20 protein-coding genes and 1 pseudogene are annotated in these 23,811 nt (G+C 40.3%); 14 read left to right on the plus strand and 7 right to left on the minus strand.

All coding sequences use genetic code 11. The features are described from left to right. Nucleotides 1-155 precede the first annotated feature (155 nt). On the minus strand, nucleotides 156-1,406 hold the full coding sequence (locus PL9214_RS24560) for a type IV pilus twitching motility protein PilT (protein ID WP_072721782.1): 1,251 nt from the start codon (nucleotides 1,404-1,406) through the stop codon (nucleotides 156-158). Between the two features lie 577 nt (nucleotides 1,407-1,983). Here PL9214_RS24560 and PL9214_RS24565 point away from each other — a divergent pair. From PL9214_RS24565 to PL9214_RS24610, 10 genes are all read left to right on the plus strand, one after another. Further along, nucleotides 1,984-3,393, plus strand: a complete 1,410-nt coding sequence (locus PL9214_RS24565) for an amidase (RefSeq protein WP_072721784.1) — start codon at nucleotides 1,984-1,986, stop codon at nucleotides 3,391-3,393. 44 nt (nucleotides 3,394-3,437) lie between these two features. Next, nucleotides 3,438-5,114: an alpha/beta hydrolase gene (locus tag PL9214_RS24570; RefSeq protein ID WP_072721786.1), complete on the plus strand. Its 1,677-nt coding sequence runs from the start codon at nucleotides 3,438-3,440 to the stop codon at nucleotides 5,112-5,114. Between the two features lie 272 nt (nucleotides 5,115-5,386). After that, nucleotides 5,387-5,611, plus strand: a complete 225-nt coding sequence (locus tag PL9214_RS24575; RefSeq protein WP_072721788.1) for a hypothetical protein — start codon at nucleotides 5,387-5,389, stop codon at nucleotides 5,609-5,611. Nucleotides 5,612-5,781: 170 nt separating this feature from the next. Next, nucleotides 5,782-5,916, plus strand: a complete 135-nt coding sequence (locus tag PL9214_RS32810; protein ID WP_255528397.1) for a hypothetical protein — start codon at nucleotides 5,782-5,784, stop codon at nucleotides 5,914-5,916. A gap of 119 nt (nucleotides 5,917-6,035) precedes the next feature. Further along, the gene (locus PL9214_RS24585) at nucleotides 6,036-7,427 is read left to right on the plus strand and encodes a malic enzyme-like NAD(P)-binding protein (RefSeq protein ID WP_072721792.1); all 1,392 of its coding nucleotides are present in this window, start codon (nucleotides 6,036-6,038) and stop codon (nucleotides 7,425-7,427) included. Nucleotides 7,428-7,850: 423 nt separating this feature from the next. Further along, entirely contained in the window at nucleotides 7,851-8,783 is a 933-nt protein-coding gene (locus PL9214_RS24590) for a UDP-glucuronic acid decarboxylase family protein (RefSeq protein WP_072721794.1), read from the plus strand. A gap of 201 nt (nucleotides 8,784-8,984) precedes the next feature. Continuing rightward, the gene (locus PL9214_RS24595; RefSeq protein ID WP_072721796.1) at nucleotides 8,985-10,352 is read left to right on the plus strand and encodes a UDP-glucose dehydrogenase family protein; all 1,368 of its coding nucleotides are present in this window, start codon (nucleotides 8,985-8,987) and stop codon (nucleotides 10,350-10,352) included. Nucleotides 10,353-10,490: 138 nt separating this feature from the next. Next, entirely contained in the window at nucleotides 10,491-10,691 is a 201-nt protein-coding gene (locus PL9214_RS33415; RefSeq protein WP_072721798.1) for a PIN domain-containing protein, read from the plus strand. 8 nt (nucleotides 10,692-10,699) lie between these two features. Further along, nucleotides 10,700-11,806 carry a HindVP family restriction endonuclease gene (locus PL9214_RS24605; protein WP_072721800.1) on the plus strand — a complete coding sequence of 369 codons (1,107 nt, stop codon included), beginning with the start codon at nucleotides 10,700-10,702 and terminating at the stop codon, nucleotides 11,804-11,806. A gap of 24 nt (nucleotides 11,807-11,830) precedes the next feature. After that, the gene (locus tag PL9214_RS24610; protein WP_072721802.1) at nucleotides 11,831-12,763 is read left to right on the plus strand and encodes a DNA cytosine methyltransferase; all 933 of its coding nucleotides are present in this window, start codon (nucleotides 11,831-11,833) and stop codon (nucleotides 12,761-12,763) included. A gap of 97 nt (nucleotides 12,764-12,860) precedes the next feature. Here PL9214_RS24610 and PL9214_RS24615 read toward each other — a convergent pair whose 3' ends face one another. Then, nucleotides 12,861-15,554: a DEAD/DEAH box helicase gene (locus PL9214_RS24615; RefSeq protein ID WP_072721804.1), complete on the minus strand. Its 2,694-nt coding sequence runs from the start codon at nucleotides 15,552-15,554 to the stop codon at nucleotides 12,861-12,863. 287 nt (nucleotides 15,555-15,841) lie between these two features. Between PL9214_RS24615 and PL9214_RS24620 the strand changes: the two genes are divergently transcribed. The 4 genes and pseudogenes from PL9214_RS24620 (at nucleotide 15,842) to PL9214_RS24635 (ending at nucleotide 19,445) form a co-directional block, all read left to right on the plus strand. Beyond that, nucleotides 15,842-16,975, plus strand: a complete 1,134-nt coding sequence (locus PL9214_RS24620) for a succinylglutamate desuccinylase/aspartoacylase family protein (protein WP_072721805.1) — start codon at nucleotides 15,842-15,844, stop codon at nucleotides 16,973-16,975. 57 nt (nucleotides 16,976-17,032) lie between these two features. Continuing rightward, nucleotides 17,033-17,314 (plus strand): annotated as a pseudogene (locus PL9214_RS33300) (flavin reductase family protein); the annotation flags it as partial. 100 nt (nucleotides 17,315-17,414) lie between these two features. Then, nucleotides 17,415-18,509, plus strand: coding sequence for an ATP-binding protein (locus tag PL9214_RS24630; RefSeq protein ID WP_072721807.1), 1,095 nt, complete (start codon nucleotides 17,415-17,417; stop codon nucleotides 18,507-18,509). Nucleotides 18,510-18,602: 93 nt separating this feature from the next. Beyond that, a complete protein-coding gene (locus PL9214_RS24635; RefSeq protein ID WP_072721809.1) occupies nucleotides 18,603-19,445 on the plus strand; it encodes a hypothetical protein in 843 nt (280 codons plus the stop codon). Here PL9214_RS24635 and PL9214_RS24640 read toward each other — a convergent pair. From PL9214_RS24640 to ggt, 5 genes are all read right to left on the minus strand, one after another. After that, the gene (locus PL9214_RS24640) at nucleotides 19,420-19,815 is read right to left on the minus strand and encodes a HEPN domain-containing protein (protein ID WP_072721811.1); all 396 of its coding nucleotides are present in this window, start codon (nucleotides 19,813-19,815) and stop codon (nucleotides 19,420-19,422) included. The two genes, PL9214_RS24635 and PL9214_RS24640, sit on opposite strands and share 26 nt — an antisense overlap. Then, complete coding sequence (locus PL9214_RS24645) at nucleotides 19,812-20,132, minus strand: nucleotidyltransferase domain-containing protein (protein WP_072721813.1); 321 nt, start codon at nucleotides 20,130-20,132, stop codon at nucleotides 19,812-19,814. Before PL9214_RS24645 ends, PL9214_RS24640 begins: the two co-directional genes overlap by 4 nt. A 167-nt stretch (nucleotides 20,133-20,299) precedes the next feature. Continuing rightward, complete coding sequence (locus PL9214_RS24650) at nucleotides 20,300-21,394, minus strand: glycerol dehydrogenase (RefSeq protein WP_072721816.1); 1,095 nt, start codon at nucleotides 21,392-21,394, stop codon at nucleotides 20,300-20,302. 423 nt (nucleotides 21,395-21,817) lie between these two features. Next, nucleotides 21,818-21,946 carry a hypothetical protein gene (locus PL9214_RS32815; RefSeq protein ID WP_281250367.1) on the minus strand — a complete coding sequence of 43 codons (129 nt, stop codon included), beginning with the start codon at nucleotides 21,944-21,946 and terminating at the stop codon, nucleotides 21,818-21,820. A 165-nt stretch (nucleotides 21,947-22,111) separates the two neighbouring features. Next, complete coding sequence (ggt, locus tag PL9214_RS24660) at nucleotides 22,112-23,665, minus strand: gamma-glutamyltransferase (RefSeq protein WP_072721818.1); 1,554 nt, start codon at nucleotides 23,663-23,665, stop codon at nucleotides 22,112-22,114. Between the last annotated feature and the right edge of the window lie 146 nt (nucleotides 23,666-23,811).

Raw genomic sequence — 23,811 nt, forward strand, 5'->3', positions numbered from 1 at the left:
CTAATATTAAAATTTAAAGCCTTAAACGGGTAAATCGTGATTCCCAGCCATTCAAAAGAATGGAGAGATCGAGAAATGGGATCACGATTCACCGATACTTTCACTTTAGGCGATGAAAGCAAGAGTAGGGCTGAAATTTTACATTTTTGTTAGAGTTAGACTCGTCCTCGTAACATTTGACTCATCTCGTTGGGGAAGGGGGAGACCTCTAAACAAATTTCTTCAGTAATTCGTCCTTCCTGATAGAGATTGTAAAGAGATTTGTTCATGGTCGTCATGCCTTCATAGGTATCTTTGAGCATGATTTGGTTAATTTCTTCAAACTTGTCTTTAACGATGTATTCCTTGATCACATCAGTATTAATCAAAACATCATGAAAAGCTGCCCGTTTCCCATCAGTGGTTTTACACAATAATTGAGCAATAATCGCCACCAAAGATTCGGAAATCGAGACTTTAATTGAAGGTTGTTCCTCGGCGGTAAACATATCCAAAATCCGAGTCAAGGTTTTTACCGCACTATTGGTGTGTAACGTTCCAGATACTAAGTGACCCGTTTGTGCCGCTTTTAAGGCAATTTGCATCGTGTCCTTATCCCGAATTTCCCCCACCAATAAGACATCCGGGTCTTGACGCAATGCACCTTTAAGCGCATTAAAAAACTTCAACGTATGACGTCCGACTTCTCGGTGTTTAATCAGGGATTTTTTACTTTCGTGAACAAATTCTACCGGGTCTTCAATGGTAATAATATTGTAGGCATAGTTACGGTTCATGTAATCAATCATCGCCGCCAGGGTCGTAGACTTACCTAAACCCGTTGGCCCCGTTACCAGAATTAACCCTTTGTGATAGTTACAGATTTTTTTAAATACCTCTGGTAACTTTAACTGTTCTAAAGTCAAAATCGAGGAACCAATTAACCGTAATACCAGTGAAGGGCCATTGAGGGCATCAAAGATACTAATCCGAATTCGCACAAAGCCCAAATCTGCCGCACCGTCAAAGTCAAGATTTTCTTGAAATTGATGAATTTCCTCATCGGTTAACACCTCCATCAACCAACTCATAAAGGTATTCAAGTCGGTATTTGGCCACTCTAACGGGACAATATCCCCCCGTTTGCGAAAGCGCGGAGGTTCATTCACGCCTAAGTGAACGTCCGAAGCCCCCTCATCGTTAGCCCGCTTGACAATATCGCGTAACGTGGGTTGTCCGGGACTAGGGCCTTTGCTTCTCGGTGTTGCCATTACCGTTGGGGTTGTTGTCGTCATTTGAGTCGGTGTCGCAACAGTAGCACCTGCTACTCCAGCCCCAGGTGGGGGAGGTGCTTTCGGTGCAGGTGGACGTGGCGGAATCCCTGGCACTGGCGGACGAGGAACAGGTGGACGCTCTGATTGTGTCATCGGAAAAATGGGTAGAAACCCCTAACTTCTAGTTAGGCTTTACATTTCCCCTTCCGGGGAGGAGTGAAGGTGAGGCATTACTTCGCGAAGCCTGCGCTCCGCCCATAGCCCCTTTACTTCAGTCCGGGGTGCTGACATCCCGTGACCTTTCATTGACACTCTCACCGTTAATCAAGAGGGGATGTAACGGGAGATTCTTGAGCTAATCACCGCCCTTTGGAGTTGCCCCTACTTAGGTCTTACACGATTATGTCTGAACCGAGTCTACTAGAATATCAGGTGTTATCTAGTGCCCTTTTAATGGTTCACTCTCCAAGCGTTTTCGGTATTTCAACCGAGGTTTGGGTATGCCCTACCCTACCTGTCTTACGACAAAGCTCTTAACTTTTAATCATTCAGCAATTTTTACGGGCTGAAATCTGGAAATAGAATACTCTTAGTCTACCCCTTTGGGCATCCTTACAACAAGTTGGCTGTTGACGGTTGACAGTTGACCGATTACTGTTGACTATTAGCTGTTGACTAATTACTATTTATTCCCTGTTCCCTGTTCCCTGTTCCCTGTTCCCTCCTTAACATGAATTCAGTGGATTTAGCCTTTACCCCTGCTTTAGAACAAGCGCGATTAATTCGCACAAAAGTTTTATCTCCTTTAGAATTAGTTAATTTTTATTTAGATCGAATTCAACGGTTAAATCCGCAGTTGGGTTGTTATTTTACAGTTATGGCAGAAACCGCTATAGAACTCGCCAAAACCCAAACAGAACACCTCGCCCAAATTGCCGATATTAATGAATTACCGCCATTTTTTGGCGTTCCCATTTCGATTAAAGATTTAAACCCCGTTGCGGGAGTTGCCTGTACTTATGGTTCACGGGCGTTACTCGATAAAATAGCCACTTATGATGATGGAGTTGTCAGTCGTATTCGCCAAGCCGGATTTAATATATTAGGAAAAACCGCAACTTCTGAAGTCGGATCATTACCCTACACCGAACCCGATGGCTTTCCTCCCGCCCGTAACCCTTGGAATTTAGAGTATACCCCCGGAGGTTCCAGTGGGGGGGCTGCTGCTGCGGTGGCGGCGGGATTATCCCCCGTTGCTCATGGGTCAGATGGCGGAGGTTCCATTCGTGGCCCTGCCTTTTGTTGTGGTTTAGTCGGAATTAAACCCACGCGAGGGCGAGTGTCCCATGCTCCCGTCGGAGACTTTCAAAGTGGGATTTCCACCGATGGCCCACTGGCTCGTACCGTTGCCGATGCAGCGGCTTTATTAGATGTAATGTCAGGCTATATTTTAGGAGATCCCTATTGGTTGCCTGATCCCAATCCTTCGTTTTTGGCAGCAACACAACAACATCCCAAGTCTTTAAAAATTGCCGTAGCAACTTCTATTTTACCCGTTGGTCAAGCGTCTCCAGACTGTGAACAAGCGGTTCAAAATACTGTTAAACTTCTCGAAAAATTGGGTCATCAAATAGAACTCATTAACCCGGATTTTAGTTCAATTATTGAACCGTTTACTTTAGTTTGGAAATCGGGAGTCGCAGCCTCTGGAATTCCGTCAGAGTATTTAGGTTCGGTAAATCAATGGTTAAGGTCAACTCAAATAACGGCTGGACAATATTTGCAAGCGGTGTCTAAAATGCAGGTAGCCGGACGTGAAATTGTTGCCTCCTTAAGTCCCTTTGATGTTATTGTTTTACCCACCTATATGCACCCAGCAATTTCTGTGGGAGAATATGCTCAACTTTCTCCTGAAGAAACGTTACAGCGTATTATTGAATGGATTGCCCCTTGTCCAGCATTTAATGTTAGTGGTCAACCGGCGATCGCCATTCCCACAGGTTTCACGTCAGCAGGTTTACCCCTTGGGGTGCAATTAGTAGGAAAACCCGCAACGGAAGCCACTTTAATCGCCTTAGCTGCCCAATTGGAGGCGGTACAACCTTGGGAACACCATCGCCCCCCGATAGCAATGAGCTAATTCGATGTTAAACTTTTTGGATTGTTGAACCCAGACTTTTGATCATGCGTGAAATTCCGGTATCTGCTTTTTCTGTTTTTTCTAAACACCCGTGGAAAAAATTGTTCCTTTCCTTAAGTCTTTTAACGCCGACAATTGTTAGCAGTTTTTTCCTATTCCCGCTTTCGAGTCGTGCAGCAGAATCTGTTGTAATCAGACAAGGATTTATTTATACTACGGTTTCGGTCAAAGACTTAAAAGAATTTGCAGAAACCGGAAAAGTTCCGTTAGGATTGTTGGGTTATTTTAGTTTCCTTACCCCCGAACAAAAGCAACAAGCCTTAGCAGCGTTAAATATTAAAATTAAAATTCAAGATGAAACGGTTGATGAAATTGTTAATAGTCAAGTGGGAACCCGAATTTTAACGGATATTGATACCATTATTTCTTCAGATCAATCCCAAGGGGGAACAGCCATTAAAGAAGCCATTCTGTCTTCTGCTAAATCTCCCCAAGGATTATCCGTTATTAATTTTTTAGAAAACTATCCCCTCTCTACTATTGAGATTAATGTTCCTAAAGCATTTGAGGTTTTAAAACGCTTAAATCAAGGATTTTGGCAAACCCAAAGATTACTTTTAGAAGTCTTACCTAAATTTCCAACTGGAGAAGTTAAACCTCCGCAAATTCCTTTTGATCCAACTCAAGCAGGGCCGGGAAAAGTTGAAATTACCCGAATAGAATTGCAGGATAAACAACGAAATCGTAATATACCCGTTTATATTTATTCATCTTCCGCAGCCACACCCGATAAACCCTTAATTCTTTATTCTCACGGTCGGGGTTCTGATTATCAAGAATTACGCTATTTAATGGAACATTTAGCTTCCTATGGCTACACCGTTATTGTTCCTGAACATCCCGGAAGTAATGCGACTTATGTTGATAAAAATTTGTTTTTATCTCCTACAGAAATTATAGAACGTCCCCAAGATTTGATTTTTACGTTGGATGAATTAGAAAAATTGAATACTAATGATCCCCGTTTTAAAGGTAAATTTAATACCAATAATACTTTAGTTTTTGGCTATTCTTTTGGAGGAGCAACGGCTTTAGCTTTAGCGGGAGGAGAATTCCAAATTGATGAACTCCGAAAAAATTGTAATCAAAGCTTTATTACTTTTAGTTTAGGAAAAGCCACTCAATGTTTAGCAGCAGAACTGCCGAAAGATCGCTATCGATTTAGTGATCCTCGGATTAAACGTGCGATCGCCTTTGCTCCAACGGCTTCTGTAATTTTTGGAAAAACAGGATTAAATAAAGTTCAAGTTCCTACTTTAATTTTAACACAATCTTCTGATAAAATTACCCCAGCTTTACCTGAACAAATTGCAATTTTTCCTCAAATTAAAACTGAAAAATTATTATTAGGGGTTTTAGGTGCGACCCATTTAAGTGTTCGAGATCCCAGAACCATTGCGGATCAAAGTTGGATTCCCATTACTCCAATTTCAGGTGGTGAAGTGATTGGTGATGCTTCAAAAGATGTCCGTAATTATGCTAAAACAATTGCTTTAGCAACAGCCGCCCAACTAACACCCGATGCTGAAAAATATAACGTATTTCTAACACCTGAATATTATCGATCTATTTCAACTCAAGCTTTTCCCGTGCGTTTAATTACAGATATTCCCCCAGAAACCCAAGTTTTCATTGAAGAGTTATTAAAAACTCAAGATTAATAGTATACTTTAGGGGTCAACTCTAATCAGCGAGGACACTGATAAAAGAACTGGGAGTTTCTTTTTAAGGATAGTGTTCCTTCTCTCAAATCTTCTTAATATACAAACTCCTCAAATTCGCTGATAGCAGTTGCATAAATAGAGTCATTGACAAAAACTCATCCAGGGAACCTACACTTGTGTTTATCTTTTTCTTTCTGTTCCCTGTTCCCTGTTCCCTGTTCCCTGCTATACAATAAATTCCCATAAATATCGTTATCTAAAAATTGCTTATGACTCCTAAAAAAATTCTAGGCTGGGGCGCTGTTGCCTTAGTAGTTCTATTTATTTCCTCTGGCGATACGTTTAAATTTTTGCCTAAACCCGCCAGAGAAGCGAGTAAAACCAGTCGTGAGTTTGTTGTTAGTTTATGGCCTAAATGGTTACGGCCTAAAGATACTAATGAACAACGAGAGAAAGAAATTGACAAAATTGAAAAAGGTCAGGGGGCAAAATAGAGTGCGGAGTGCGGAGTGCAGAGTGCAGAGTGCGGACAGAAAAGTCAGAAGTTAATGATGTCCTCTTTCTCNAGAAATTACGGATTTCAACCCTAATGTTTGAAACACGGATGGGTTACTGTACATCTGAAACAAGATTAGTCGATCATCCTCACCTAAACAATAAAACTATGAAATCGTCCAAGACTCAGCGTAAAAAGCAAGTAAAACAAGCTCTCGAAAAAACGCCAACTCCTAAATATGTTGATCACTATATTACCCTGGCTAATCTGGCCTATTATTTACAATTGAACGAACAATATTAGAGAACCGGATCTTAAAGTCAAGAATTGTCTTGAAATCTGGAAAAACGGGGTTGGAAGAACTGACAAAGAGCAAGATCACCTTTACAATTGGGGGTCTACTATCAATCAATGCACTGAGTATGGTTAGCTTAACACCGAATCCGAGTTTTAGTGTCACAATTCGTCTGGAACTGCCCAACCGCGCTGGAATGTTAGCCAGTGTTGCCCAAGCAATCGCAACCGTTGGGGGAAATTTAGGCCAAATTGACTTAATTGAACAAACCCTACAAAAAACCATTCGGGAAATTAGTGTTGATGCTTCGAGTGGCGAACACGCAGAACAAATTGTCCAAGCGGTAAAAGCATTACCTGAGTTAAAAGTTTTAGCGGTTTATGACCGAACCTTTAATCTACATCGGGCGGGAAAAATTAGTATTCAGAGTAAAATTCCCCTCAAATCTCAATCGGATTTAGCAATGGCCTATACCCCCGGAGTGGGTCGAATTTGTAAAGCGATTGCTGAAGATCCCCAACAAGTTTACAGCCTCACGATTAAACAAAATACTGTTGCCATTGTTACCGATGGTAGTGCAGTTTTAGGGTTAGGAAATTTGGGGCCAGCCGGAGCTTTACCCGTTATGGAAGGGAAAGCGATGTTATTTAAAGAGTTTGCCGATATTGATGCCTTTCCCATCTGTTTAGACACTCAAGATACAGACAAAATTATCGAAACTGTTAAATATATTGCGCCTGTTTTTGGGGGGATTAATTTAGAAGATATTGCTGCACCTCGATGCTTTGAAATTGAAGCCAAATTACGGCAATCTTTAGATATTCCAATTTTCCATGATGATCAACATGGTACGGCAATTGTTAGTTTAGCCGCACTGATTAATTCCCTAAAATTAGTCAAAAAATCAATGGATGAGATTCACCTGGTTTTAAACGGAGCAGGTGCTGCGGGGATAGCAATGGCGCGCTTATTTAAAAAAGCTGGCGTTCGTTATATTACCTTGTGTGATTCTAAAGGGATTATTTCCCAGGATCGACCGGATATTAACGCTCAAAAACGGGAATTTGCTGTTGATTTATCAGGAACTTTAGCGGATGCGATGAAAGATGCGGATGTGTTTATGGGAGTAAGTGCCCCTGGAGTCGTAACCCCGGAAATGGTACGTTCAATGGCAAAAGATCCGATTGTTTTTGCCATGGCTAATCCTATTCCTGAAATTCAACCCGAATTAATTACTGATGATGTGGCGGTGATGGCAACAGGACGGAGTGATTATCCTAATCAAATTAATAATGTTTTAGCATTTCCAGGAATTTTCCGGGGAGCTTTAGATTGTGGGGCAAAAAGTTTAACGATTTCTATGTATTTAGAAGCGGCATCAGCGATCGCTTCTTTAGTGTCTCCTAGTGATTTAGATCGCGAACATATTGTTCCTTCCGTCTTTGATAAACGGGTAGCTACTGTTGTTGCTGGGGCTGTTGCTCATACCGCTCGTCAAGAAGGGTTAGCCCGCCATTAACTCTAGGTTTACTTCTATTTGCGATAGCAACCTGGTCTGACATCTTCCCCAATCCTTCTCCTGTAAGGAGAGGGGAAAAAGATGGGTTTTTACTTTATAGCAATTTGTTATTAATTTCAACTCAACAACTCTTGAAAACAAGGATCAGAACGAATCGCCTCAAAATCCGAAGTGAAACCCAAATCTTAATTGTAAATAAGCTGATCAAAAAACAGCTAGTTTACCTGAACTTGAATTTAATGCTTTCAAAATCGAGTAGGATAGATGTGGAACGGACAGCAACACATAATGTTGTAGGGTATAGCTGGGGTGTGTCCAAAGCTAAGTCTTAACTTTGATCAACTGATAGTGGATTCAGCTTACCTGCGCTTGATTGTTGTCCACACCATTTCAACTCTCTACAATTTTTGAGCAAGTGCAAGCATGAGAATCTTAGTCACAGGTGGCGCGGGTTTTATTGGTTCACATTTGATTGATCGCTTAATGGAACAAGGCCATGAAGTGATTTGCCTGGATAACTTCTTCACGGGGACAAAACGAAATATCCTCAAGTGGATGGATAATCCCTATTTTGAACTAATCCGTCATGATATTACTGAACCCATTCGCTTAGAAGCCGATCAAATTTACCATTTAGCTTGTCCCGCCTCTCCGGTTCACTACCAATACAACCCGGTTAAAACCATCAAAACAAATGTATTGGGAACCCTCAATATGTTGGGGTTAGCCAAACGCATCAAAGCCAGATTTTTTTTAGCCTCTACCTCAGAAGTTTATGGTGATCCTGATGTTCATCCCCAAACGGAAGACTATCGGGGAAACGTTAACTGTATTGGGATTCGATCCTGTTACGACGAAGGAAAGCGGGTTGCAGAAACCTTAGCCTTTGATTATCATCGTCAAAACGGGGTCGATATTCGCGTGGTGCGGATTTTCAATACCTATGGCCCGCGAATGTTAGAAAATGATGGCCGGGTGGTGAGTAATTTTATCGTTCAAGCTCTGCGAGGCGTTCCCTTAACGATTTATGGTGATGGCTTGCAAACGCGAAGTTTCTGTTATGTGTCAGACTTAGTAGAGGGATTCATCCGTTTGATGAATAGTGATTATATTGGCCCGGTCAATATCGGAAATCCTGGGGAATATACGATTTTGGAATTAGCCCAAAAAATTCAGAATATGATTAACCCTGACGCTGAAATTCAATTTAAACCTCTCCCGGAAGATGATCCAAAACAGCGACAACCTGATATTACTCGTGCTAAAACGTATTTGAATTGGGAACCGACAATCCCCCTGGATCAAGGATTAAAATTGACAGTGGACGATTTTCGGGAACGCATCTACCCATCTTAAGGATAGAAGATAGGGGAGTAGGGGGAGAAAAGGAGCAGGAGAAGAAGGGGAGAAGGGGAGAAGGAGGGACATCATTAACTTCTGACTTCGCACTCCGCACTCCACACTCCACACTCCGCACTATGCACCCCACAACCTACGCCTCCTCTTCCTTCTGGTTTCTTCTGGTTAGCATATTGTCAAAAAATTGAGGATAGATTTATGCGAGTTTGTGTCATTGGAACGGGATATGTGGGTTTAGTAACGGGAGTTTGTTTAGCGCAGATCGGGCATGATGTGATTTGTATTGATAATAACGAAGAAAAAGTTAAATTAATGAAGTCGGGACAATCCCCGATTTATGAACCGGGATTACCCGAATTGATGAAATCCTGTATGGAATCAGGACGTCTGGATTTTTCTTCGGATTTAAGTGCAGGTGTTGAACACGGTGAAGTGTTATTTATTGCTGTGGGAACTCCGCCATTACCCACGGGTGAAAGTGATACCCGTTATGTCGAAGCTGTGGCGCGAGGCATTGGTGCTAACCTAACGAAAGGTTATAAAGTGATTGTGAATAAATCCACTGTACCTATCGGTTCTGGTGACTGGGTGCGAATGATTGTTTTAGATGGTGCAGGAGAACGACAAAAGGAAAAAGGGTTAGCGGGAACCCCCATTGAAGCCGAATTTGATGTCGTGAGTAACCCGGAATTTTTGCGGGAAGGTTCGGCTGTTTATGACACCTTTAATCCAGATCGGATTGTGTTAGGAAGTAATAGCAAAAAAGCACTGGAAGTGATGCAAGAATTATATCAACCTTTAGTGGTGCGGAAATATTCTGATCATCCTTCCTTACCTCCGGTTCCGATTGTGTTAACCGATCTCAGTTCCGCAGAAATGATTAAATATGCGGCAAATTCATTTTTAGCAACTAAAATTAGCTTTATTAACGAAATTGCTAATATTTGCGATCGCGTCGGGGCAGATGTTAAACAAGTCGCCGAAGGAATTGGCTTAGATTCCAGGATTGGCAATAAGTTTTTGCAAGCTGGAATTGGTTGGGGAGGTTCCTGCTTCCCGAAAGATGTTTCTGCCTTAATTCATACCGCCGATGACTACAATTATGAAGCTCAATTGTTAAAAGCTGCGGTGGAAGTGAATAACCGTCAACGTACCATTGCCATTGACAAATTACAACAAGTCCTGAAAATTCTCAAAGGCAAAACCGTCGGATTATTAGGGTTAACTTTTAAACCGGATACGGATGATTTACGCGATGCTCCAGCTTTAAATATTATCCAAGAGTTGAACCGTTTAGGAGCAAAAGTTAAAGCTTATGATCCGATTATTTCCCAAAGTGGAATGCGTCATGGCTTAACGGGAGTAATTGTTGAAACCGATCCTGAACTGTTAGCCGATGGCTGTGATGCGTTGGTTTTAATCACAGACTGGACACAATTCCACACCCTCGACTATGCAAAAATGGCGAAAAAAATGCACTCAGCATTTATGATCGACGGACGGAATTTCTTAGATCGCAAACAATTAGAAGCCGCCGGGTTCCAATATGTTGGTATTGGGCATTAATCTGTAGGTTAATGTAACATTAGGGTGGGCATGGCTCACCCTATTTATTATTTATAACAATACTTCGGATTCGGACTGCGTAAGCGAAGTTGGTAATTTTGGAGTCCGAAATCCTTATTTTACCGTTACCCCTTAAAAGTGTTCCAAGTATTGACTATCAGCAATTTAGTAGCGATTGGAAAGCTAGATTTACTACAAAAAATATATGGTAAAATGATTATTCGTAAAGCTGTTTATAAGGAAATAATTAATGGTGGTTATTTTGTACGAGGTTCAACAGAAATAAAAAACTTACTCACTTCTAATGTCAGTTCTCTAGTGAATAATCATTTACAGTAAAGTTTTGTATGATCTTGACCAAAAATAATGTATTCGACGTAGAAACCGGCTTATTTGGATTAGAAAGAGGACGCTCTAATCGAGATTTCTCAAAAGAGGGAAGTTGGGGGAAGAATAAGTTTAATAATGCTTTTCCCGTATCTTTATCTTGCTACATGGCTAGGAGAGGTTTGAAGCTAGTGTATCTCAAATTAGATACAAATACTCAGATTAAACATGAAAAAATAGATGTTTCTTCTATTTTCGGGTTAGATCCATTTGCATCAGAGCTTTTCTTTTCCTTTGAAACAGACTTTACACCCTACAGAACAATTGTTACGGGTAAATTTCCAAGAACTGATCTAGTCACACTTAACAAAAGTACAAAAAGTGCCTGTTTGCAAAGCTTGGAAGTCAAGCTCACTGCATTACCTGATAATTCAACTTATAAGTTGCCCGAGACTCAGTACGGTTGTGAAATTGTTGTTAGACCTACTACCATTATTTATCTGGCACTAGGAATTGCATACAAGTTAAAAGACTCACCAGAATTATTACTTGACTATTTAGATCCTACTTCTATTCGTAGATTGTCCACTTGGTGGGATGTGGACAATGTTATAAGTTATATTTTAGACCTGGCAAACGATTTAGACCGGATTTTAATATCAGTATTAGATTTACAAGAGCCATTTGTTTTACAACCTGTTTGGAAAACAATTGGAAGAACAGCAAAATTACACGAAAACTGTTTAGATATCTTTGTATGGAGCGATTTTGCGTTCACAAGACTTTTTTTTAATGCAGCAAGGGAGGCTTTGGGTAAAAAGCAAGAAATAGATCGATATGGAAGATCTATTATTTGGTTATCAAGAATGCTTCTTGATTTTGCCTTAGAAGGTAGAATTCCTCATGCAGACATTATAAAAACACTTGCCTATAACGCTCAAACAGACAAGGCATTTGCTCTAAATGGTGCTAACACGAATCGATATATGGCTTGTACAGAATTGACAAGTCCTAGAATAAAAAAAGATGAAATTAAAAATATTGTTCTTGGTGGCGGACAAAACTTTCTGAGTCCTGAAAGACGATTTGATGCTGCTCTTCTAAGCAATCCAGAATTATTTAATTAGATAAGTCAATTCTTCATAAAAATAATGGAAAATAAACCAATCAATCTTAAAGTTATAGATCTTTTTTCAGGTTGTGGTGGGTTATCACTCGGAATTCAAAATGCTGGTTTTGATGTAGTTGCTGGTTTTGACAATTGGAAGTTAGCAGTGAACACTTATCAAAAAAACTTTAAACACCCAGTATTTTTAGCAGATCTAGGCAATCTCCAAGGAGCATTTGATATTGTTAAAGGATTTAAACCTGACATTATAGCTGGAGGGCCACCATGTCAAGATTTTTCTAGTGCCGGAAAAAGAGATGAAAGTTTAGGTAGAGGAGATTTAACGATTTCTTTTGCTGAAATTGTTGCTGTTATCAAGCCTCAATTTTTTATTATGGAAAATGTAGACAGATTTGTAAAAAGCACAAAATATAAAGAAGCAAAGCAACTTTTTAAATCGGCTCACTACGGCCTTAGTGAAAAAATATTAGATGCCAGTTTATGCGGTGTGCCACAAAGTAGAAAAAGATTTTTCTGGATCGGAGAGCTTGGTGGAGAAGATAAAAAAATAGAGCCTTATTTAGACAATAATCTGGCTAATGAACCTCTGACTATTCGGCAATATTTTAATACTATAGGCAAGACTTTAGATGTTGACCATTACTATAGACATCCAAGAAGTTACAAAAGACGGGGTGTGTTTAGTATTGATGAACCTAGCCCAACAGTTAGAGGAGTTAATAGACCGATTCCAAAAACATATAAAGCTCATTCTGGGGATTCAGCATTAGTATCATCAAATGTTCGTCCTTTAACGACGATTGAAAGAAGTTATCTACAAACTTTCCCAGAGAATTTTGTATTTGAAGGTTCTAAAACTGATCTTGAACAATTAATCGGAAATGCTGTACCTGTAAAGCTTGCTGAGTATGTAGCTCGTTGTCTTGCGGAGTATATTGCTAATATGAAATCGTGAAATTGATACTATTACAGATAATCTACTAAACCCCACGTAAAGACGCGCCTATTTATGCCGTCAGGCTATTGGCGCGTCTCTACAGGGGACTAATGCGCTAATCCACCGCTTCATTAATCGGGAATCGATCAATTAAATGGCGGGCACGAATGGCATTTTGTTTTAGTGACTCGCTTAAATGAGGAACATGAGGGATTTGTGAAAGAAAATCTAACGTGCGTCGGAACATTCGCACAATATCCCCCTCATCTAAACTGGTATTAGCGACTAACTCTAACCAATCAGTTTCTAAAGCCCATTGTTCAATTAAACCCGTTAAATCCCGTTCTAGCCAAATCGGTAACGCCACACGATAGCGTCGCTGCTGCTTAAATAACTCCTGACGAATACCCCGCAACCGTCCGAGAGCATTTTCCACATCATCAGATAAGTGATAGCGAGTCCAACTATCGGGACGATAAACCTCCGTAACTAACGCCGCACAAGCCGCCGCTAAATGATGGGGGTCAAGATCATCAAAAATCCCTGATTTTAAGGCTAACCCTAACCACAATTCATTATCACCGCGTAAGGCAGCCGTTGCTTGACCTAAATCCGTTGGTTTTAATTCATCTAAGGCTTCACAATATTGCAAAATCGAAATTAAAGCTAAAAATTCTTGCCAATGACGGGCTAAATCTTCTTCTAATTCCGTGCGTCGTTCTTGAATAATTTCATCCAATTCCGCCCACCGTTGCCACCGTTTTAACAGTTTATTGGGTTTACCCCATTCATGAATCGGATGGGCATCTAATTCTAACTCTAATCGTTCCACTTGTTCTTGTTGGGTAATCACTTCTGGCGGAGGTTCAGGTAACATTAAATTGGGAATTTGTTGCACAATCGCCACCGTTAACTCATCCCCTTTGCGACATTGCCCTAATTTAAACGGAATATTAGGAATATCGACATAATCCACATTTAACCGTTGAGACTGGGGTTGTAAAATCACGATATCCGCCGAACTCACCACATACCAACGATTATCCCGTCCTAAACACAGGAAATAGGGGGCTTGTCCCGAACTGGGGGTTTTTGCGACTAATACCGCCGGAATGGGGTCAGCCTCAAAACTCCGGGCGGTGGGGACGTGTTTTCCGCGTAACCCGACAATCGTTCCTAATGACGTTGAGTCCATCGCTAAAGCCATCTGGTGCATTCGACTGTCTTCGGCTTGGCGCTGTAATAACTTTAATAAACGGCGTTCCTCTCGCAAACGTTCATAAATTTTTTCAAAACTGGCTAAGGTTTCCTCCAAAATTGCCATATTTTGTTCGCCTCGAAAGCCAAATTGCGCTTCAATTAACGCTAATTCCGCTTGCATAATTTCGATTTCTCGTTGGGCGGGAATTAAATTAATCGTTGATAAATATTGTCCGAAACTCCGTTCAATTAATTCTTTCGCTTCTTCTAAAGTATGGCGTTGTAATAAATTCAAAACCATGCCATAACTAGGCGTAAATTGACTCACTAACGGGTCAGGTTTAGACGTTGCTAAATAAGCGGCTTCTTTTGCCCCTTCAAAAGGGGTTTGTACCGTGACAACATACCCTTCAATATCCATACCCCGTCGTCCAGCCCGTCCCGACATTTGCAAGAATTCCGAGGGTTTTAATAAGCGATGACCATCATCGGTTCGTTTCGATAAACTCGAAATCACCGTTGTTCTAGCGGGCATATTAATGCCAGCAGCCAGGGTTTCTGTGGCAAACACTACTTTAATTAATCCTTGTTGAAATAACTCCTCAACTAACCCTTTCCAAGTGGGTAATAATCCCGCATGGTGGGCGGCAATACCTCGATATAATACTTCTAATTGGTCGGGACGAATGCCTTCTGGACTAGCAGCAACAAAGGCATCAATGTGTTTTTTTAACAGGGCAGCTTCGGCTTCTGTAACTAAGGATAAATGACGCACTTCTGCTACAGAGCGATCGCATCCTTTGCGACTAAAGATAAAATAAATAGCAGGTAACATATCCCGTTCTTGCAGATGGGAAATAACCGCCGTTAAATTGGGAACATCATTGCGATTTCTACCCCGTTGAGGAGGGCCTTTACGTTCTTTGAGGCGGGGATTAATTTTTTTTAAAGAATTATCTAATAACGGAAATAGCCCTTTGGTATTGCAAAAATGATATTGCAACGGTACAGGTCGAAAGTCAGAATAAATTAACTCCGTTGGGCCATGAACCCTAGAAATCCAGTCTGTTAATTGTTCACTATTAGCGACGGTTGCAGATAAAGCCACTAATTGAATTTCACGGGGACAATAAATAATTGACTCTTCCCAAACCGTCCCCCGTTGGCGATCATTCATATAATGGCATTCATCTAAAACCACCGCCTCCACTGCTTCCATAGAGGTTCCCACCTCGCCAATCGGTGTACCATAAAGCATATTGCGGAAGATCTCTGTTGTCATCACCACCACCGCCGCATCCCGGTTAACGGAAATATCCCCCGTCAGTAACCCCACATTTTCTGGCCCTAGTAGATCTTTAAAGTCCCTATACTTCTGATTAGATAAAGCTTTTAGGGGTGTTGTGTAGAAGACCCGCCTATTACCCGCTAACGCCCGATGGATAGCATATTCCCCCACTAACGTTTTTCCCGACCCCGTTGGTGCACAGACGACAACGGATTTTCCTTCATTCAACGCAGCAATGGCGTTGTACTGAAAGTCATCCAGGGGAAACGGAAACAGCTTGTTGAGATCCAGTTGGGGATCGTTTTGGGTAGAGTAGGACACAAGAATCTAAATAAAGGCTAATCTTATTGTGCCTAAATTTTAGCTTGAATTGCAGGGGAGTTGAAGAAAACTCGATCAAAACAGAAATTTTGAGATAAAATTCCTCCATCTGTGAATCCTGATAGGCGGTTTCCTCTACTTCAGCCCTGGCTTTTCTGTCCCCTTACCTGTGAAGTTTTCAGCACAATAAATAGGAATTAGGTGTTTTTTTCTTTCTTTTGCCTATTCCTTATTCCCTTCTTGATTTATATTCTATTTTGATAATCAGCTTTATTTTGCCTAGTCCTATGATTCCTAATATTTTAACAATTCCTTTAATCCAACTTGCATCTGGCGATCGCTTATTTCTTCAAGTCTATCAATTCAAAGGTGCTAAACCGGGAAAAAAAGCTTATTTACAGTCTAACTTACACGGAGCGGAAATTAGCGGAAATGCTGTTATTCATGATTTGATTGAATTTTTAACTCGTTTAGATCTTGAGCAATTAATAGGAGAAATTTGGTTAGTTCCCGTGTGTAATCCTTTGAGTGTGAATCAGCGATCGCATCACTTTTCCTCCGGTCGATATAATCCTTATGATGGTAAAGATTGGAATCGAATTTTCTGGGATTATGAAAAAACCGGAGAAAATATTGCCCAATTTGCCCAAGACTACCAAACCTTAGAACCTCACGAAATCCAATCTAAATATCGGCAAAACATTTTAAATCAATTTCAGCAACTCTCGGAAAATCTAAAAAGTTCGTTAGGCGTTCCCTACCATAAATATTACCGTTATCAACTCCAAAGTTTATCTCTTAATGCGGATTACTTAATCGATTTACACAGTGGAACCAATTACGGATTAGACTATTTATATTGTTTTCATAGTCGAGAAGAAAGTGCTAAAGCCTTCCTCTTAGATTATGGCATCTTAATGAATGATTATGATGGCGATGCCTTTGATGAAGCTTTTATGAAACCTTGGTTAGCTTTAGAACGAGAATTAAAGAAATTAGGGAAAAATATTCAATTTGAGATTGAAGCTTGGACATTAGAACTTGGTTCTGGATTAACCATGAATCCTGAATCTGTGGAAAAAGGAGTTAGAGGAATTAAAAATTATCTCGCTATGAAAGAACTTTTATTAATCGAAAATTTTCCTTTAACCTCTACTCCAAATCACACGATAAATCTCAGCCCCAAAAATCAACTTCAATATTATTATTCAAGAACTGGAGGTATGATTAAATTTTATATCAAATTAGGAGAAACTATTCGTAAAAACCAGAAACTCTATGAAATTTTAATCTTTAATAAAACTAGAGAATTACCCCAAATTCAAGAAGTTTTTGCCGAGTCTGATGGACTAATTTTTGATCTCGCTAGAAATCATTCTGTTAATCAAGGGGAGTATATTTTAGGGGTGATGCCACGATAAATCCAGTTTTTTTGATAAACTAATCCCAGTCAAATCACTCAATACCCCATTAACATTGTGTTGGACGAATCAGCTAAAAAAACAATTCTGCGGAAAATTCCCCACGCCCTCTATATTTGTGGGGTGAAAGACGGGGATGATGTCAATGGTTTTACCGCCAGTTGGGTGACACAAGGCTCCTTTGAACCGCCTTTAGTGGTCAACTGCGTTAAGAACGATTCTAAATCCCACGCCATGATTAAGGCCAGTGGTGTCTTTTCCCTCAGCTTTTTGGCTGAAGGTCAAAAAGACATCGCCCAGAAATTCTTTAAACCCCAACATCGAGTCGGAAATAATTTTATTTACCCTCAACTGCTGAAATTAAAGTTGATAACCGAATGTCAGGATATTAATTTTGAGAGAAATTACGGATTTCAACNAGCTTGTGCGATCAATACCGATGGATATAGAAGAGTTAGCAGCACCGTTAGAAACCTTTGGACGACAAAGCCAATTTCAACAAATTACTCAGGCGTTAGCTGGTGAACGTGATTTGTTAATTGCTGGGGTTCCGGGTAGTGGACGCCGAACCCTGGTTCGACGGGCGGCGGTGGAAGTGGGGGCGAAAATTATTGAAGTGGACTGTATTCGGGCTACCGATGGCCATCGGTTGACCCAACTGTTATGCGAGGGGATTTCTCAGGCGGTTAAAAGTCGAACAGCAACTCAGTTTTTGCAACAGTGGACAGCAACAGAAGCCGATCAATTTTTGGTATGGCAGGGAAATACGGCAAAAAGTTTGCGGTTAATTGCTCAACCGGAAGAGATTTGGCAAGCGTATCAATTATTAATTCATTTGCCTCAACAGTTAGCAGAATTTGTGCAGCGACAAGTGGTGTTAATTTTGCATAGTTTTCCTCATATTCGGTCTTGGGATAGACAGGGAGATTGGGAAAAATTATTGCGTCAAGAAATTCAACAGCAAAGTTCTGTTAGTTATGTTTTAGTGGCAACTTTAGCAGAAACGACAAATCAAGAGGACTTTCATAAAAATTTAGATATTGTACAATTAACCCCCTTATCGGATGATGTAGTCGCAGCTTGGGCGCATGGAGTTTTGCATCGAGAACATTTAACCTTTGATCCGCGATCGCACGCCTTAAAACGCTTTTTAGAAGCTGTTCAAGGACATATTGGAGATGCCTCGGCGTTAGTTCGTCGGTTGTGTAAAGTCAAAACAACTAATGGGTTAATTGGAGATAGGGAAATTGAAGAAACCTTACAGGAATTATTAGCGGATTTTTCAACGGTATTTGAATCGTTGTTAGTATTACTTCCCTCTTCCCAAGCGCAATTATTAGAGTCTTTAGCCTTAGATCCAACGGATAAACCCCAAAGTCGAGAATATATTACCAAACATCATTTATCCAGAGGCGGAAGTTTACAAGGTGCGATCGCAGGTTTACAACATAAAGGCTTGATTTATGGTTCAGAATTAGGCTATAAATTAGCGTTACCCTTATTTGGATTATGGATCAAACAACGGTTAAGTTAAACCAAAATTTCAGATTTAGCTTAATTCGATATCTTAGGACGACAGAATATCGCTCCCTATAAAGTTGATCAAGAGTTTATTGAAAAAACATTTATGAAAAAAACAGGTTTATTTCTATTATTATTTTTATTAACAGGCTGTGAAGTTCTATCGGAACATTGGAAACAACTTTCCACCACCATGAATATTGTAAACTCGAATTCATCGGAAAAAATAGAACAATGTTCTGAACAACCTCAAAGCAATCTTGATCCAAAAAATATTAAATTAATTACATTAACGGCTGTTAATACAAAAGAATCCGGTCAAATTCGTCAAGGGAATTATTTAGGATATCAATTTCCCGCCAAAGCAGGTCAACAGTTAAATTATCGCACAGAAGATAATTTATGTATTTGGCTTTATGCGCCAGATCGACAACAGATTAAAAGCAAAGATTTACCCCAAACGGGTCAATATACACTGGTTTTAACTGCCTTAAAAGGAGCAACAACCTTTGATCTTAAAATGAACTTAAGTTCTCGTGGAGTAACGGGAACCCAACCCTTACAACCTTTACCACCTTTTGCGAATACTTCCACTGCTTCCACTTCTTCCCCTACACCAACCCCTTCTATTTCCCCTCAACCGAATATCCCCAATGAACGGGTAACATTTGACCCTGGGACAACGGGAACAACCCTAACAAGCGCAATTAAACCCGCAGAAAAACGACAATATAAATTAGAATGTGCAGAGGGACAAAAAATGTCTCTGGAAGTTCAACAAGGAACCGTCGATATTAATATTTTAGATCCGAATGGTCAAATTATTGGTACGATTAAAGATAGCAAAAAGTGGCAAGGAGAATTACCGAAAAGCGGTGATTATGTAATCGAAGTTTCTGCCTCAAAAGCAGCAGATTTTAAACTCAATGTTGATGTTTCTCCTTTATAATCGAAGAAATAAAAACATCAGCCTGATCTATCAACTCCCTCGCCGTCAACTCATCAGGTTCTAGCATTTCCCCATAATCACTCATTTGGCGTTCTTCAAAAGCACGATGCAAACTACGCGATAAATCCTTAGACAATTCACCTGTTTTGATAAACTCCCGATCAAAAAAACTAATAACTCCGCTATGCTTAGAACTGCCTATATTTTTAAGGCTTAACAAACCCATCGTCCCATAAAACATCGCATAGTAAGAGCGATTAATACTACCTCGATAAGCGCAATTATTGACTAAAATCTTAGCCTCTTCTAAAGTTTGCTTTGCTTGGGAAAAACGGTACTCAACTAATAACCGTAATTGCTCAGAAATCATATCTTAATACCTTCTTGAGCAATTTTAGCTATCAAAGGACTAGCACCCATAGCCCCAGTTTTTAGCTGTTGCTCCGTCACGATCAAAGTTGAAATCACGCGATCATACTCAAACCCAACCTCCCAAGCCAAATCGATAATTTTTTTCCTGAGAGAACGATCCATCGTATCAACCTTAATAAACACATCTAAATCTGACTCATTCGTTGCATCACCTCGCGCCCTTGAACCAAAAATTTTCATCTCCAAAATTGGAACAACCTTTTGTAAGCGCTGATAAAAAGCTAAAGAAACTTGGCGATCAACTTCCAACATCATAGCTTACCTCCCTCCCCGGTAATTTATCCCATAAATTATCAGAACTATCATCATCAATACTTTTTAAATCTTAATCTAACTGTGCGATCGCCTCTTGATAATTTCCTAATCAAAAAGCGATCGCACTTTAACTTCCTCAATAAACTCTAAACTCTCAAACAATTAACTTAGAATTGTTTCCGTTCCCGTCCCTTAGCATCAGCCGTTAACAGGGCAGCCAGAACACTTTCAGGGTTAATTTCACAAGGTTCATTATAAATCGTTTCACCCGTACCACAAGCGCGTTCTGCGGCTAGTAATAAGCGTTCACGACTGACTCCTTCAAGTCCAATATCGGCTAACGTTGTCGGGAGTCCGATAGATTCACAGAAACCAAACACCCGATCAATAACTTCGCTGGGGCGATCGGTTAAAATTAACATTGCTAGAACCCCAAAAGCCACTTTTTCACCATGCCAGAATTTCTGGGTTTCTTCCAAAACCGTAAACCCATTATGAATCGCATGGGCCGCCGCTAATCCACCACTTTCAAAACCCAACCCACTGAGTAGGGTATTGGCTTCAATAATTCGTTCTAAGGCGGGAGTTACCACCTGTTGTTCACAGGCAATTTTCCCATAAACACCGTATTCAAGCAAGGTTTCGTAGCACAAATGAGCCAAACTAAAGGCAGTCATTGGCCCCATGCGCCCGGTCATATTTTTAGCTCGTTTAATCTGACAATCTTCGGCTTCAAACCAGGTCGCCAACGCATCCCCCATTCCAGCGACGAGGAAGCGAACCGGAGCTTGAGCAATCAGATTAGTATCGACCAAAACGAGATCGGGGTTACGCGGTAAGACGAGATAACGTTCCCAGACCCCTTCCGGGGTATAAATCACTGATAGGGCACTACAGGGGGCGTCGGTAGAAGCAATAGTGGGAACAATTGCAACCGGAACTTTGAGGTTATAGGCGGTCGCTTTAGCGGTGTCGATGGTTTTTCCGCCTCCAATTCCTACAATTAAATCGACGTTTTGAGCCGCGCCTAAACTAACCAAGCGTTCAATTTCGAGATCACAACATTCACCGCCAAAGCGTTCGAGATAAATCTCTATTTTTCCTTGGGTAAATTCCTCAACCAGGGGTTGCAATTTAGGAAAAATAACGGGCCCCATAATTACTAAGGCTTTTTGACCTAAATGGCTTAATTCTTCACCCAAAAACCGAATGGCATGATTTCCTTGAACATATCGGGCTGGGAAGATCGCTGTCGTAATCACAAGTTCCTCCTTGTTCAGCATGAACATCAGACTTCATTCCAGAAGTCAGGAACAATCAAAAATAACCCAACACATAGGCACAGAAATCTATTCAGGAAGATTCATTAACTTTTTCCTGATTATTTGTGTCCTATATCGTTTTTTAAGCCGTCTATTGATCCTGAAACGCTTGAACCGAGAACCAAGACCCGAAAAATTTATGATTAAACGGAGAAGCCAATCTTTAGCGATTGAACTAGCTGAAACATCTTTTGATAAATTAATCTTGGTTCCTAGGCTATATTCTAAACGATTTTTTGGAAATTGTCAATGATTTGTTCATACTCCCTCTTTGATGACTAAATCCTCTGCCAACAAATAGGACTTCAAATCCTCAAAAGTTCCTTTCATCGCTGTTCCCGCCTCCACAGCCTTAAAAACTTCTTAAACATTAGCTGCCATTTCAGACCGACGATTCTCTATTCTCCGCTTACGGATTAACTCAAATAAACGTTCCTGATCCTCAACCGTCAAAGCCTCAATAGAGTCTATTATTTCTTGAAAAGTCATCATCAAACCTCCTAAATTTATTTAAACAATTTACCCTAAAGATTAAAACCAACCTTAGCTAATTGTAACCTAATTTCTTTGTGTTTATATTGGGCTACGTCCATATTTTTTCACAACTGATCCAGTGATCGCGTCGAATATTAGATTAAACTCGCTGTATTAAGTGTACTAACTCTTTAAACTGACTCCATTTCGGCGAATATCTCCTGCACCCAATAACTGTCCATCCGATGTTTTAACTAAAGTATTCACTCCGCCAAAAAACATATTTTTTTCCGGCCATAATCTGATCACATCCTGGGGAGATAAATCCAAAGTATTAACAGATTCAGGATCAAACCCCGGTTCAATATCAAAGCGATGATTTTCCCAATGGACACGGGGACTATTAACGGCATCTTCAACGGACATTTTAAAATCTATTAAATTTAATAAAACTTGTAAAATTGCAGTTCTAATTCGATTTGAACCGCCCGAACCTAGAACAATTTCCGGTTTATGTTCCTGATTTAAGACTAAGGTAGGAGACATCATCGAAGAAATTCTAACATTTTCCGGCCATTGATGAAATCCTTGGGGATTTAAGTCTTCTTCCCCTAACATATTATTGACCATAATTCCCGTTCCAGGGATAATATATCCTGAACCTTCTCCATTAGATGTTGTTACAGTAGCTGCATTTCCTTCTTGATCCAAAACACTAATATGGGTGGTACTTCCCCATTTATTCACCGCATCAATAAACGGTTGTTGATAGCTAGAAAAACTAGAGACAAAATTTTCAGCAATATTGTCTTGATGTAAGTAATCATCTAACCTTTCTTTGCGAGCGACATTAGTGAACTGCATTACTGTTTTTAAGAGATGTAAATGTTGTGAACTGCCAAACTGAAGGTTAGTTAAATCAAGAGACAATAAAAGTTGTAAAGCAAAAGCAATTAAGGTTCCTCCAGAACTGGGAGGCGGATTTGTTAATATAGTTTTTCCGCGATAGTTAGTTTTTAAAGGATTTCGTTCAATGACGGTATAGTTTTTGAGATCTTCTAAGGTTAAATGTCCCCCTTTTTCTTGACAATCTTGAACTAGCGTTTGAGCAATTTCACCTTCATAAAATTCTCGCTTTTCTCCAGAAACTAAAGCTTCTAAAGTCTGAGCAAAATTAGTCATGATTAAGCGATCGCCTAACTTTAAAATATCACCATTAGGAGCATAAATTTCTCGCCCTTCTGTCGTTGTTAACAAAATCGGTTGCAATAAATTAGAAAACGTATAAGCTTGAAAAGAGTTAACTTCAACCCCTTGTCTAGCTAAAATAATCGCAGGTTCAGCCACAACAGAAAGCGGTAAACGTCCCAAGGTTTCTTGAACGCGCATCACCCCCGCCCAAACTCCAGGAACTGCCATAGACCCTAAACCAATATGAAAGTCTTGAATTGTTGTCCCAAAATTAACGCCCACCGGATAAAAATCTAGGTTTGATGTCGGGCGTTTATAGTGGGGAGTTTGGGTAAAAAAATCAAATAAAATGTTTTGATTTGTGTTAGTATGAGCTAATAAAAATCCCCCACCCGCAAGGGACGTTAAACCCGGTTCCGTCACACAAGCTGCTAACATACAAGCTACAGCAGCATCAAAGGCATTTCCCCCAGCGCGAAAGATTGCCAAACCTGCTTGAACGGTTTCTGAATGTCCCGCCGCAATCACCCCGTTTGTTTTCTTCATTTTTAAAGGTCTGAGTTGAGCCAATTTCTCAACATTTCAGGATACAATGGATTGATAACCTAAAAAATATTAGGTCATCCCATTGCAGTGTTTGGGTATCAAGTTTTTGTTTGTGCAAGTCAAACCCTCAGTTTTATAGAAGTTGA

It is taken from the genome of Planktothrix tepida PCC 9214 (assembly GCF_900009145.1).
GTDB lineage: Bacteria > Cyanobacteriota > Cyanobacteriia > Cyanobacteriales > Microcoleaceae > Planktothrix > Planktothrix tepida.